Below are 13,149 nucleotides of genomic sequence, written 5' to 3'. Positions count from 1 at the left end.
TGATCGTGGCCGTGGTGACGTTCCCGACCATCGTCAGCGGGATCGCGTCGGTGAACGGTGGGGCGTACTCGATGACGTAGGCCTCGATGGCGCAGCAACCGGGGGTGGAGGCCGTCCAGGTCAGGGTGACCGAGGTGGCGGTGACCCGGGTCGCCGTGAGGTCGGTCGGCGCGGTCGGTGGCGCCGGGGTGACCGGTGGGGTCGACGGTGGGACGGTGCCGGCCGGCATCGGCGCGGTGTCGGCGCGGGCCGCGGGGGCGGCGGCCAGGCCCACGCCCAGGCCGACCCCCAGGACCGCGACCGGCAGCGCGGCCGCGACGGCCGGCCGCAGGCGACGGAAGAATGACGTGGTACGAGCGGCCACCATGCGTGGACGATGTCGCTATTCATAGACGTACGTCAAGGTATTGCTCGACAGCTGGGATGCGCGCACGTGCGGTGTGGGATGTGCGCAGGGAATTCAGATCTTGTTCCCGGCGTCGCCGATCACGATCAATTCAATCGGCGGGAATCAATTGACATGATATAGACGATCAGTAATGTGTGTGGGGGTTCGGTCCGTCTCGGGCCGACCGGCGACGGGAGTCTCTGATGGGTGCACGACGACGGCGCAGGCCGCGTCCCGCCACGGCGATCGGTGTGGCCGGATCTCTCGTGGCGGGGCTGCTGACCACCCAGGCCGTCGCCGGCCCGGCGGCGGCTGCCGAGGGGCTCACCCTGGCCGTGGACGTGTCCTCCGCCCGGCACGCGATCAGCCCCGACATCTACGGCATGAACGGCGGCGACCCCGCGCTCGTCGCCGAACTCGGCACGCCGGTGGCCCGCTGGGGCGGCAACGCGAGCAGCCGCTACAACTTCAAGAACCACACCTACAACACCGGCAGCGACTGGTATTTCGAGAACATCGTGGCCGGGCCCGACAACACGGTCGAGGCGTTCGTCCAGCGGAACCGGGACCAGGGGACCAGGCAGGTGGTCGCCGTGCCGTTGATCGGATGGGTGGCGAAGGACTCGCCCTCGTCGCACCCGTTCGCCTGCGGCTTCCCGGCCACCCGCTTCCCGGAGCAGGACTCGTTCGACCAGTGGGACCCCAACTGCGGCAACGGCCGGCACGCCGACACGAACCTGACCGGGGCGGTCCCCACGGACACGTCGATCCCGGCCGGCGCGTCGTTCGCGGGCGAGATGGTGTCCCATCTCGTCGACCAGTTCGGCCCGGCGGCGCGCGGCGGTGTGTCGATCTACGAACTCGACAACGAGCCGGTGTTGTGGAGCTCCACCCACCGCGACGTCCACCCCGAGCCGGTGAGCTACGACGAGCTGGGCGGCAAGGGCACGGCGACCGCCGCGGCCATCAAGGCCGCCGACCCGCGTGCGGCGGTGCTCGGCCCGTCCGGCTGGGGCTACTGCGAATGGGTGGCGTCCGGCGTGGACGGCTGCGCGCCGGGCGCGGACGCGGCGGCGCACGGCGGGCTGAACCTGTCCCAGTGGTACCTGAAGAACATGAAGGACTTCAGCGACGCCCACGGCGGGAAGCGCTTCCTCGACTACTTCGACCAGCACTACTACCCGCAGATCAGCGGCGGCCGGGACCCGGACGCCAACGCGCTGCGGCTGCGGTCCACCCGGTCGCTGTGGGATCCCACGTACGTGGACGAGTCGTGGATCGGTCCCGGCGGGGTGAACGCCCCGCCGTTGCAGTTCATCCGCCAGATGAAGGCGTGGGTCGCGCAGTACTACCCCGGCACGAAGGTCGCCATCACCGAATACAACTGGGGTGCGCTGGACGACATCAACGGCGCGCTCGCGCAGGCCGACGTGCTCGGAATCTTCGGGCGCGAGGGCCTGGACCTGGCCACCATCTGGGGCGAACCGAAGCCGACCGACCCCGGTGCGTACGCCTTCCGGATGTACCGGAACTACGACGGGGCCGGCAGCAGGTTCGGCGACGTGAGCGTGTCGGCGGTCAGCAGCGACCAGGGGCAGCTCGCGGTCTACGCCGCGCAACGCTCGTGCGACAGGGCGCTCACCGTCATGGTGGTCAACAAGACCGGCGGCGACCTGACGTCCCGGTTGGCGCTCGCCGGATTCCGCGGCGGGGACAGGGCGCAGCGGTTCACCTACGGCCCGGCCGACCTTACCTCGATCGTCCGGGGTGAGGACCTCCGGGTGACCCGTGGCGGCGTCAGCGCGACCTACCCGGCGAACTCCGTGACGCTGCTCGTCCTGCCGCAGCGCTGATCCCCGGCGCGGGCTTCCGCGACGACACCTGTTCGCCACCTTCGTATGCCACCCTGGGCGCCCACGAACCGGGCCGTCACCGGCCCCCTCGGTCCGCCCACGGGAGGCAGCATGGCCAGACGCGTCTTCCTGCACATCGGCGCCCCGAAGACGGGCAGCACCTTCGTGCAGCACGTGCTCTGGAGCAACAGGCGGGCCCTGAAGCGGGCCGGCATCCTGCTGCCGGCCAGCGCCCGGGCCCAGGACGCGGCCATGACCGATCTGCGCCAGGTGCCCTGGCGCGACGCCGACCTGCGCTGGACCTGGGACCGGCTGGCCGCGAAGGCCCGCGACTGGCCCGGCGACGTGATCATCAGCAACGAGGGGCTGGGCGGGGCGAGCAGCGCGCAGGCGGCCCGGGCCGTGGAGAGCCTGCGGCCCGCCGAGGTGCACGTCGTGGTGGCGGGACGTGACCTGTGGCGTACCCTCCCGTCGACCTGGCAGCAGAGCATCCGGGCCCGCAGCGGCTGGCGCTTCGGCGCCTTCCTCGGCGCGGTGGAACGCGGCGAGTTCGAGACGTTCTGGGAGAACTACACCGCGAACCGGATGCTCCGTCGCTGGGGCGACCTGGTGCCCGCCGACCGCCGCCACCTGGTGACCGTCCCGCCTCCCGGGGCCCCGTACGACACCCTGTGGCACCGGTTCGCGGGGATCATGGGCATCCCCGACGACCTGTGCGAACTGGAGGCACCCACCTCGAACCCCTCGTTGGGTGCGGCCGAGGCCGAGGTGCTGCGCCGGGTCAATCTCGCGCTGGGCGACCGCTACCCGCTCCGCAGGCCGTACCAGGAGGTCGTGCAGCGTCACCTGGTCGACTCCGTGCTGCGCCAGCGCGAGGACGGGCTCAAGTTCGGTGTCGGCCTGGACCGGGCCGGATGGGTGGCCGACCTGGCGGAACAGCAGATCAAGGAGCTGCGGGACTATCCGTGCCAGGTCGTGGGCGACCTGGCGGAGCTCCGGCCGACCAGCATGAAGCAGAGCCGCAGCCCCGACGAGCTCGACGACGGGCAGGTCCTGGCCACGGCGATCGAGACGATCGTCGCCATGCTGGAGCAGGCCGAGGCGCTCAGCACGCGTGCGGACCGCCGGTACGAGGAGATCCTGGCGCGGGTCAGGACCCGGGTCGACGGCGGCGTTCGCCGCCGGCTGCGGCGCGCCACCCGCCGGTAGCGGATCCCTACCTCCGCGCCGTCCTGCCCGAGTAGGCCCGGTCCGAGGCGATCGACGCGCCGACGTACCGCCCGGCCCGTGGCTGGGTCGGTGCGGATCCCGGCACGTCGAACAGGACGACGAGGCCACCCGTCGGCCGCGGCTGGGCCCGCACGGATCCGCGGTGGGCCCGGGCGATCGAGGCGACGATCGACAACCCCAGACCCACCCCGTGATCCGCGCTGTCCCGGCCCCGGCGCAACTGCCGGAACGGCTCGAACAGCGCGCCGGCCTGGTCGACCGGCACGACCGGCCCGGTGTTGTCGACCCTGAGCACGGGGCCCGGGGAGCCGACCCGTACCCAGACCTGCCCTCCGGGGTGGTTGTACTTGATCGCGTTGTCCACCAGGTTGATCACCAGGCGTTCCAGCAGCACCCGGTCGCCGTTGACGACCTGCGGTGTCAGGTCGGCGTGGATGCTCAGGCCGTGCTGGCTGGCCCGGGCGCGGTGCGCGGCGATCACCCCGGCGGCCACCTCGTCGAGCCGCACCGGTGTGCGGTGGTCCAGCCCGCGATCGCTGCGGGCCAGCACCAGCAACCCCTCGATCAGGGACTCGATCCGGACGTTCATCGCGAGCAGGCGTGAGCACAGCCCCCGTACGTCCGGGTCGGTGCTCCTGCGGGCCAACGCCACCTCGACCAGGGTGCGCTGCGCGGCCAGCGGGGTGCGGAGTTCGTGCGAGGCGTTGGCGACGAACCGCCGTTGGCTGTCGAACGAGTCCGACAGCCGGTCGAGCATCTCGTCGAAGGTGTCGGCCAGGTCGGTCAGCTCGTCGCGGTGCCCCCGCATCCGGATGCGCTGGTCCAGGTTCTCGGCGCTGAACTGGCGCGCCGCCTCGGCCATCACCCGTACCGGCCGCAGCATGCGGCTGGCGACGATCCAGCCCACCAACAGGGCGAGCAGCAGGGTGATGGCGAGCGTCACGCCGGACTGCACCAGCAGCGTGTCGAGGACGTCGACGCGGTATTCGGCGGCCGTTTCCGCGTTCAGCGGTCGCACCATCGACGTCGGGGTCGGGCCGGCGGTGTCGATTCGTCCGCTGGCGACCGCAGGGAGCGCCGCCCGGAACAGGATGTAGTTGATCGTCAGCAGGACGACGGCGCTGAGCAGAAAGATCCCCCCGCACATGAGGACCAGATGCCCCTTCACCGACAGGCGACGCAGGACTACCCGCTCAATCGGTAGCCCACTCCGGAGAGCGTTTCGATCACCGCCGGGCTGCCCAGCTTCTTCCGCAAGGTCATCATTGTCACCCGAACGGCGTTCGTGAACGGGTCGATGTGCTCGTCCCATGCCTTCTCCAACAGTTCCTCGGCGCTGACCGCGGTGCCTTCGGCCCGCATCAGAACTTCCAGTACGGCAAATTCCTTCCGGGACAGCGCGATGAATCGGCCGTCCCGGAGCACCTGGTGCCGGGGAACGTCGAGTTCGATGCCGGCGCGGCGCAGCACCGGCGGTAGCGCCGGCCTGGCGCGCCGACCGAGCGCCTGCACCCGGGCGACGAGCTCGGCGAGGGCGAACGGCTTGGTCAGGTAGTCGTCCGCGCCGATGTTGAGCCCGTGCACCCGTTCGTCCAGGCCGGTCGAGGCGGTCAGCATGATCACTCTGGCCTCACCGCCGGTCGAGACGATCGCCCGGCAGACGTCGTCGCCGTGCACCACGGGCAGGTCGCGATCGAGGACGACGACGTCGTAGCGGTTGATGCTGATCAGCTCCAGCGCGGCCGCGCCGTCTGCGCACAGGTCCACCGCCATGGCCCGCTGGCGCAGCCCTTCGGCCGTCGCCTCAGCCAGCACCGCCTCGTCTTCCACGATCAGTACGCGCATTGAGATCCCTTCTCGTGGCACCGGCTCCAGTGTGCACCAATCGTTCGTAAGTTCGAGATAAGAAGTGCCGCTTACGCCACCAATATCCACTCGCTGGTACACCTGTTGGCAACAATGACATCTTCCTGAGTCGGAGATGATCCTGATCGGAAGAGGACCCTGAAATGAGGAACGCCATGAGTCGTGAGTGGCTGACGCCCATCCTGCTGGGCGCGCTACTGCTGGCCACCGGCTGTGCCGCCAAGGTCGGCAGTAACGAGGTCGCGTCGGTTTCCGGTGTCTCCAGCGCGCCTTTGGGCGCGGACCAGAACGAGTTCCGGCGGTGCATGAAGGAGCGTGGAGTCGACCTCGACGCGAATAGTGACAGCAATGAGTTGGGTGGCGGTTCGGGACACGACTCGGGCAAGGTCGACTCCACCAAGGCACCCGGCCAGCAGCAGCGGGAGCTTGCCGCGTTGGAGCAGTGCCGCCAGCACCTGCCCAACGGCGGCAACCCGCAGCCGCTCAGCGAAGAGGAACTGGAGCAGGCCCGGGCGCTGGCCAGGTGCATGCGTGCCGGTGGGTTCGACTATCCCGACCCCGACCCGCACTCCGGTGGCGGCTCCGGATCCATGGCCATCCCGCCGGGGATCGACATCGACAACCCGACCGTCCTCGCCAAGCTGCGCGGGTGCCGACAGGAGGCGGGCTACCAGCCAGCCACGCCCGGTGCCGGATCGTGAGCGCGGCGGCCACCAGCCAGGGCGGCGGTCCGGTGCGGACGCGGCGCGAGCGGCGACAGCGCTGGCTGCTCGGGAGCGTCGCGGCCGTGGCCGTGCTGGGCACCGGCGGTGTCACGGCGTACACCCGGCTCCAGGGTGTCTCCGCCGAGCCGACGCAGCAGGCCACGCCACGGCGCACCGCGACGGTCACGAGGACCGACCTGGTCGAGCGGATCCTGGTCGACGGCACCGTCGGGTACGGGCCGAGCAGCCCGGTGACCGGCCGTCGGGCCGGCACCATCACCTGGCTGCCCAGCCCCGGCGTGCTGGTCAGGCGGGGGGAGCGGCTCTACGCGGTGGACGCCGAGCCGGTCCCGCTGCTGGTCGGGAACACCCCGATGTACCGGGACCTCGGCGCCGGGGTGTCCTCCGGGCCCGACGTGCTGGTCCTGGAACGCAACCTGGACGCGCTCGGCTATGACGTCGGCACGGTGGACGGCAGGTTCCGGTCGGGCACCCGGCAGGCGCTCAAGGAGTGGCAGCGGGAACTCGGCCTGCCGGAGACCGGGCGACTCGCCCCCGGCGACGTCGTGGTGCTCCCCGGCGAGGTGCGGGTCGACAAGGTGACCGGGCAGCTCGGTGGCCCGGCCCAGGGCGAGGTGCTCGACGTGACCGGTGTCGGGCGGCTGGTCACGGCGGGGCTGGCGGAGGCGCAGCGCCACTTCGCGCGTCCCGACGCGAAGGTCCGCCTCGACCTGGCCGACGGACGGTCCACCACCGGCACGGTCAGGTCGGTCGCCGTCGGTGCCGGCGAGGACGATCGGTCCACGCTCACGGTGACGATCGACTTCACCGACTCCGCGCTGGCCACCAGGGTGGACACCGGACCGGTCATCGTCCGGTTCGACGGGGCCAGCCGGGCGGGTGCGCTCGCCCTGCCGATCGAGGCCCTCGTGGCGCTGCGCGAGGGGGGCTACGGGATCGAGGCGGCCGAGGGCGAGCAGCGGTACCACGCGGTCGACCTGGGCCTGTTCGCCGACGGCATGGTCGAGGTCTCCGGCGACGGGGTCGCCGAGGGACTGCCGGTGGTGGTCGCGGGATGACCGCCGTGCTGGAGCTGGAGAACGCCTCAAGGGTCTATCCGGGCGGCGTCCACGCGCTGCGGGCGGCGAACCTCCGCGTGCACGCGGGCGAGATGGTCGCCGTCGTCGGGCCGTCGGGTTCCGGAAAGTCGACCATGTTGCACCTGATGGGCACCCTCGACCGGCCCTCGACCGGGACGGTGTGGGTCAACGGGCACCGGGTCGACCGGCTGACCGACCGTCGGCTCTCCGCCCTGCGGGCCTCGTGGATCGGGTTCGTCTTCCAGTCGTTCCACCTGACCGACGGGTTGAGCGCACGGGAGAACCTGGTCACGGCGCAGCTCTACCGGGGTGTCCCCGCCCGGTCGCGGCGAGCCCGCGCGGACGAGGCGCTCGATCGGGTCGGGCTCGCGCACCGGGCCGACCACCTGCCGACCGAACTGTCCGGCGGGGAGCGGCAGCGGGTCGCGATCGCCCGGGCCGTGGTGAACCGTCCCAGCATCGTGCTGGCCGACGAGCCCACCGGCAACCTCGACTCCCGGGTGGGCGGCGAGGTGCTCGCCCTGCTCCGGGAGCTCAACGCCGAGGGCACCACGATCGTGGTGATCACGCACGATCTCGGCATCGCCGGTCGGTTCCCCCGGCGGGTGGAGATGCTCGACGGGCAGATCCGCGCCGACGTGACCCAGCAGGGTGCGGTGGCCGGATGACCGTACGACTGCCACCGCCCGCCCGGCTGTCGTTGCCCGACCTGCTCGGGCTCGCCACGGTCGGCGTCCGGGCCCGTCCGGCGCGCACGGTGCTGGCGGCCCTCGGTATCACCATCGGGATCGCCGCCCTGATCGCGGTGATCGGGATCCCGGCGTCCAATCAGGCCGCGGTGCGGGCGGGGCTGGCCGCGCTGGGGCCGAACCTGCTCACCGTCACTCCAGGCCAGAACCTGGTCACCGGGGAACGGGCGCAGCTCCCTGCGGAGTCGGTGCCGATGATCCAACGCATCGCACCGGTGCAGTCGGCCTCCGCCATCGGCTACACCTCGGCCAAGGTGCGACGGACCAACCTGGTGCCGGAGGGCCAGACCAACGGCCTCGCGGTCGCCGCCGCCCGACTCGACCTGCCGGCCGTGCTCAGGTCGACGATGCGCGTCGGGGCGTTCCTCGACCGGGTCACCGAGCAGTACCCGGCCGTGGTGCTGGGCGCGCGGGCCAGCGAGCTGCTGGGCGTCGAGCCGCACCCGGGTGAACCCGCCCCGCCGGTCTGGATCAACGACCGTTGGTACGTGGCCATCGGGGTGCTCGACCGGCTTCCACTCACTCCGGAGATCGACAACTCGGTCCTGGTCGGCTGGCCGGCGGCGCAGCGCTACCTCGGCTTCGACGGCCGCCCGCAGGCGATCTTCGTCCGGGTGGACGACGAGGCCGTCGACGACGTACGGGCGGTCCTCGGGCGTACGGCGAACCCGCAGCGGCCCGAGGAGGTGCTCGTCTCCCGGCCGTCCGACGCGCTCGCCGCGCAACGTCTGGTCGAGCAGGCGTACTCCTCGTTGTTCCTGGGACTCGGCGCGGTCGCGCTGCTGGTCGGCGGGATCGGGGTGGCCAACACGATGATCATCTCGGTGCTCGAACGGCGCCGGGAGATCGGGCTGCGCCGGGCGCTCGGTGCCAGCCGCGGACATGTCGCCAGTCAGTTCCTGGCCGAGTCCGTGCTGCTCACCGGCATCGGTGGCGCGCTGGGAATACTGCTCGGCTCGGCGGTCACGGCCGGCTACGCCGTAGCCGAGCGATGGCCGGCGGTCCTGCCGCCGACGGCCCTGCTCGGTGGGCTCGCGGTGGCGGTCGGCACCGGTGTGCTGGCGGGTGTCTATCCTGCGGCCCGCGCGGCCCGGCTCGCGCCGACCGAGGCGTTGAGCACGAACTGACCGGCCGGTGCTGGCCGCCAGCCAGCCGGGCGGTCGGCCAGCCGGTCGGCCCCGGGCACGGGTGCGGCCCCCCGGAGAACCGGGGGGCCGCACCGGGCGGGATCAGCCGATGGTCTGGAACCGGAACGCGGTCGCCGGCCCGTACGCGCCGCAGTCGACGCGGCTCACCCAGGAGCCGACCCCGACGTAGGGGCCGTCGACCCAGCCCCAGGCCGAGCAGTACACGCCGAAGCTGACCGCTCCCGAGTACACGGTGTAGTAGGCCTCGACGTAGTTGGGCGGGTAGTAGTACACGTTGTAGCTGTAGGAAGCCGCCGGCCCGAACACCGAGTCCTTGCCGAGCACCTTGGCCCCGGACGGCACGGCGGTCGGCGCGGCGGACGAACCGACCGCGGCCTCGGTGCTGGTGGTGGGTGCCGTCTTGGGACCGGCCTGGGCGGGCGCGGCCACCGCGGTGGCCGCGAAGATCATCGCTACCGCCAGCGTCAGCTGGAGCAGGAGAGTGCGGATGCTCTGGCCGTCGCGCCGGAGCTTGGTCGGAACGTTCATCCTGGGACCTCCATGGAGCCCTCGTGGGGGACGGACACCGACAAGCATCGGCAGCGACCGGCGGGGCGCAAATAAATGGAAGCGATTCCTTCCGCGACATGGTGTCGGGTGAATGTTTATACGGTTCTTGACTCATCCGATCATCCTCCCGATGGTGGTCCGAAGGGCCTGCAGTTCCCCCCTCGCGACCCATCGACAACCGACTGTCTCATGAGCTTCATATGATGCGAGTGCTTCGCCCGACGGGGTCAGCGAGAGCGAATGCCCGGCCGTCGGGGTGGTGTTGATGGCTTCGGCTGGGACGGTCAGATCCTCCGGGTTGGGCGCAGGTGGCTAAGCGGCGCCCAAATTGCCCAACGTGGATAGCCGCCCGGCCGGGTTCGACGCCTCTCGGTGCGCTGTTCCGTGTGGGAATTCCGCGGCGTGACCCTGCCGCCTGGTGCTCGGGTGAGATGGCTCGTGGGCGCGACCGCCGTCGGCGTCGGATGGCGGGAGTGCGCTCGTCGATCCGGGTGGACCGACGTTCGCCGGGTGCCACTAAAGAAGTGGCATTGCGCCGCAGAAACTCTGTAGGCCGCGAAGCGTCACCATGCATACATCACGAACATCCCGGTCAGTGTGACGCGGTGTCCGGTTGCGCTCGGCTCACTTGTCATGCGGATGTGGCGGGCGTGGCCGGTTGGTGAAGCGCCTCTATACGCGGGTCGGCACACACGCGACGAGCGCCTGTCGGAGGCCCTTTATGTTTTGCTTATAGCGCCGCTGCCACAATCACGGTCCGGGGGATGTGGAATGTCGCTCGACGATCTGCGGCGTATACCACTCGGGGCTGGCCCGATGGGTGACGACACTGCGGTTCGGCAGAAAGTGGACAGCCCGAGGCTCACTGGGCCCGGCGGTCGCCACTGGCTCCGGGCTGCTGCGGCAACAAGCGGAGGCAGGGGATACTCTTGATGACTATCGATCAGCTCGCGGCCGAGGTATGGCTCACCCCGCGGACCATCCGCTCCTACCACACCCGCGGGCTGCTTCAGCCGCCGAACCGGGTCGGCCGGACGCCCTACTACGACCGTCCCCACCTCAACCGAATGCGGACCGTCGCGCTTCTGCAGGGACAGGGCCTTTCGCTGGAGACGATCTGTGCGCTGCTCGACCCGGACGGGGTGATCGGCAAGTTCATCCTGCCGAACCGGACGATCGACCAGGTGCTGCGTGCCGACCCGAGCCTGACCCGCCCGCTGATCGACAGTGGAGTCCTCCTGCCGCGCCTGGACGGCGCGTTCAGCGTCCGGGGCGCTCGTGCGGTGCTGGCCGCGAGGGTCGCGAGCCGGCCGGACGCTCCGCTGACCGAGGTGCTGCACGTTCTTGCCGGCTCGGTGACCGCGATCGCGCCGCTCGCCGACGAACTGCTCAGCCGGGTGGGCGCCGAGCTGCTCTGTCTGGTGCCCGGCGGTGTCTCCCATCGGGAAGAACTGCTCGACCTCGTCGTCGAGGCGTTGCGGGTCGGGCTGCAGACCAGGGCCGCGCCGGCCGCCTGACGCCGTCGGCGTCGTGGACCTGCGGCGACGGGTGGCGCGCCGGCTCGGCCGGCACGCCACCCGCCTGGTTCGCCCGGGCCGGGGTCAGCCGGTCCGGCAGGTGACCGTCGGCCAGTTCCAGTTGCCGTTGGCCATGATCGTGATGCCGAAGTTGTTGCCGTTGCCGTTCGGCCTGGCGGTGACGGTGCCGGTGGTGCCGCTGACCGAGGCGTTCCAGCTGTTCTGGATGCTCTGGCCCCCGCCGAGGCCGAGGGTGACCACCCAGTTGCTGGTGCCGCTGACCGCCACGTTCAGGTTGAACCGGTCACCCCACTGCTCGGCGGGCGACAGCACCGCGGTGCAGTTGCCGCCCGCGGGCGGGGTGGTCGGGCCGCTGGTCGGACCGGTGGTGGGGTTGCTCCCACCGCCCTCCCAGACGGTGACGTCGGAGCTGCCGCTGCTCTGGTAGCCCTCGGTGGCCATGATCTGGTAGCTGTGGTTGGTGCCGAGGTTGAGGCCGGCGCGGGCCCAGGCGTCGAAGTGGTTGGCGACCGTGATGGTGCCGCTGCTGCGCTTCTGCTGGCGGACGCTCCAGTACTGGTAGAACGTCTGGTTGCCGTCGATCGACGGGGCGTTGACCCGCAGGCTGCGCAGGATGTCGTAGGTGCCGCCGTCGGTGGTCACCGTGCCCAGCCTGGTGGCGCCGCTGCTCGGGTTGTAGCTACCGAAGTTCTCCACCACGTAGTACTCGATGAGCGGGTTGCGGGTCCAGCCGTACAGGGCGAGGTAGGTGTTGTTGTTGCCCGGGTTGTAGTTGCCCGAGTAGCTGACCGTCCGTCGGGTGCCGGTGGCCCAGCCCTTGCCGCCGACCCAGTTGTTGGTGCTCCTGTCCCAGCTGCTGCTGTAGCGGCCGTCGGCGCGCAGCGTCATGCTGGCGTTGCCGCTGTCCTTCCAGAACGAGAAGTAGTAGCCGTTGTGCGTGCCGGTGAGGTTGGAGGTGAGCGTCCGGTCGGCCTCGGCGTACGCGTTGGGCGAGGCGATGAACGTGCCGGTGACGGCCAGCGCTGCGGCGCACGCGGCGCCGAGGAGCAGCCGCAGTCGGCTGCCCCTTCGCGGTCTGGTCGAGGTGTGGTTCATTAGCGTGTTCCTCCTCGTGACAGCTGGTGGTGGCCAGCGCCGCGGTGCGACCCGGCGGGCTGTCGGCGGCCAGGCGCGGCAGCCGGTCGTTCGGCGTCTCACCACACGGTGGGCGGGCGGTCCTCGGGTACGACCGGGACGGGGTCGCGGGGGGTGACATCGACAGCATTGAGAACCGTCGATGACGAACGTAAGACGCCGAATTTGGGTCTGTCAACGATTTTCCGAAATATTCCCGAAACTTGTTTCTCTCGGGGTGCGGGCCGAGGGTGGCCGCCGGTGGGCCGGCCGCAGCGCCTGCGGATCGCGTTCCGCATGGTCATGCGCCCTCGCGGGGCGGGCACGGGTGATCCGGAGCCGGATCTTCGAAACTTCCGGAACTACCGTCACGCTGCCGGCCGCGCTGACCGGCCGGCCCCGCGCCGCGCGCCGCCCGTCAGGCACCCACCGCCGCGAGCCGCTGGCTGCGCCACAGCCGGGCCGCCGGCCCGAGCGCACGGGGCCAGTTCTCACCCCGGCGGGTCAGGGACCGCTCGCTGATCTCGAACCCGCCGACCAGCCCGGCCAGCTCGTCGAGCACGTCGGCCTCGCGGAACGGCTTGCAGGAGAAGATGTTCACGAACACCTCCCGCAGCCCCGGATAGGTGTGGATGGCGGCGTGCGACTCGGCGAGGATCACCACGGCCGACTTGCCGGCCTGGTGCGGCGGGCCGTCCTCGCTGGCGACCAGCGGCCCGGCGATCACGGTCATGCCGATGCGGGCGACGAGGTCGCGCATGAAGGTGTGCAGGGCCTCGCCGTCGTCCAGGGCGCGGGTGTCGGTGACCGCGGACAGCCGCAGGGTCAGCTCGTCGCCGTAGTGGTCGTCGATCGGATGGTCACCAGGGTGCCCGGTCATCGGTCGTTCTCCTTGTCGGTGGGATGTCGGT

General features: G+C 70.9%; 13 protein-coding genes. 7 read left to right on the top strand and 6 right to left on the bottom strand.

Annotated features, from left to right (window positions below):
• Positions 1 to 367: fibronectin type III domain-containing protein (locus LPA42_RS08910; protein ID WP_228986468.1), on the bottom strand; the 367-nt coding region annotated here is incomplete at its 3' end.
• A 224-nt stretch (positions 368 to 591) separates the two neighbouring features.
• Here LPA42_RS08910 and LPA42_RS08905 point away from each other — a divergent pair.
• Both LPA42_RS08905 and LPA42_RS08900 read left to right on the top strand, forming a co-directional pair.
• On the top strand, positions 592 to 2,241 hold the full coding sequence (locus LPA42_RS08905) for a glycoside hydrolase family 44 protein (protein ID WP_077936339.1): 1,650 nt from the start codon (positions 592 to 594) through the stop codon (positions 2,239 to 2,241).
• Positions 2,242 to 2,352: 111 nt separating this feature from the next.
• On the top strand, positions 2,353 to 3,450 hold the full coding sequence (locus LPA42_RS08900; protein ID WP_077936354.1) for a hypothetical protein: 1,098 nt from the start codon (positions 2,353 to 2,355) through the stop codon (positions 3,448 to 3,450).
• Between the two features lie 7 nt (positions 3,451 to 3,457).
• On the opposite strand, the gene LPA42_RS08895 is transcribed toward LPA42_RS08900, so the two are convergent.
• Positions 3,458 to 4,639 (bottom strand): HAMP domain-containing sensor histidine kinase, encoded by a 1,182-nt coding sequence (locus LPA42_RS08895; protein ID WP_198956458.1) that lies wholly within the window; start codon positions 4,637 to 4,639, stop codon positions 3,458 to 3,460.
• A gap of 17 nt (positions 4,640 to 4,656) precedes the next feature.
• A complete protein-coding gene (locus tag LPA42_RS08890) occupies positions 4,657 to 5,316 on the bottom strand; it encodes a response regulator transcription factor (RefSeq protein ID WP_077936340.1) in 660 nt (219 codons plus the stop codon).
• Between the two features lie 176 nt (positions 5,317 to 5,492).
• On the opposite strand from LPA42_RS08890, the gene LPA42_RS08885 reads away from it, so the two are divergent.
• From LPA42_RS08885 to LPA42_RS08870, 4 genes are read left to right on the top strand one after another with little or no spacing between them, the layout of a single operon-like run.
• Positions 5,493 to 6,038, top strand: a complete 546-nt coding sequence (locus LPA42_RS08885) for a hypothetical protein (RefSeq protein ID WP_141722314.1) — start codon at positions 5,493 to 5,495, stop codon at positions 6,036 to 6,038.
• On the top strand, positions 6,035 to 7,120 hold the full coding sequence (locus LPA42_RS34395; protein ID WP_077936342.1) for a peptidoglycan-binding domain-containing protein: 1,086 nt from the start codon (positions 6,035 to 6,037) through the stop codon (positions 7,118 to 7,120). The genes LPA42_RS08885 and LPA42_RS34395 overlap by 4 nt, the downstream gene beginning before the upstream one ends.
• Positions 7,117 to 7,809, top strand: coding sequence for an ABC transporter ATP-binding protein (locus tag LPA42_RS08875; RefSeq protein ID WP_077936343.1), 693 nt, complete (start codon positions 7,117 to 7,119; stop codon positions 7,807 to 7,809). The genes LPA42_RS34395 and LPA42_RS08875 overlap by 4 nt, the downstream gene beginning before the upstream one ends.
• Entirely contained in the window at positions 7,806 to 9,017 is a 1,212-nt protein-coding gene (locus LPA42_RS08870) for an ABC transporter permease (protein ID WP_077936344.1), read from the top strand. The genes LPA42_RS08875 and LPA42_RS08870 overlap by 4 nt, the downstream gene beginning before the upstream one ends.
• Before the next feature lie 102 nt (positions 9,018 to 9,119).
• Here the strand turns inward: LPA42_RS08870 and LPA42_RS08865 are convergent, their stop codons facing one another.
• On the bottom strand, positions 9,120 to 9,566 hold the full coding sequence (locus LPA42_RS08865; RefSeq protein WP_077936345.1) for a hypothetical protein: 447 nt from the start codon (positions 9,564 to 9,566) through the stop codon (positions 9,120 to 9,122).
• Positions 9,567 to 10,519: 953 nt separating this feature from the next.
• Here LPA42_RS08865 and LPA42_RS08860 point away from each other — a divergent pair.
• Entirely contained in the window at positions 10,520 to 11,104 is a 585-nt protein-coding gene (locus LPA42_RS08860; protein ID WP_077936346.1) for a MerR family transcriptional regulator, read from the top strand.
• 84 nt (positions 11,105 to 11,188) lie between these two features.
• Here LPA42_RS08860 and LPA42_RS08855 read toward each other — a convergent pair whose 3' ends face one another.
• Positions 11,189 to 12,220 carry a glycoside hydrolase family 11 protein gene (locus LPA42_RS08855; RefSeq protein ID WP_077936347.1) on the bottom strand — a complete coding sequence of 344 codons (1,032 nt, stop codon included), beginning with the start codon at positions 12,218 to 12,220 and terminating at the stop codon, positions 11,189 to 11,191.
• Between the two features lie 436 nt (positions 12,221 to 12,656).
• The gene (locus tag LPA42_RS08850; RefSeq protein WP_043962040.1) at positions 12,657 to 13,118 is read right to left on the bottom strand and encodes an S-adenosylmethionine decarboxylase family protein; all 462 of its coding nucleotides are present in this window, start codon (positions 13,116 to 13,118) and stop codon (positions 12,657 to 12,659) included.
• Between the last annotated feature and the right edge of the window lie 31 nt (positions 13,119 to 13,149).

The sequence above is a fragment of the Micromonospora sp. DH13 genome (assembly GCF_020873825.1).
Taxonomy (GTDB): domain Bacteria; phylum Actinomycetota; class Actinomycetes; order Mycobacteriales; family Micromonosporaceae; genus Micromonospora; species Micromonospora haikouensis.
The sequence above is the reverse complement of the archived record's forward strand: the minus strand, read 5'-3'. Positions and strand labels throughout refer to the sequence as shown.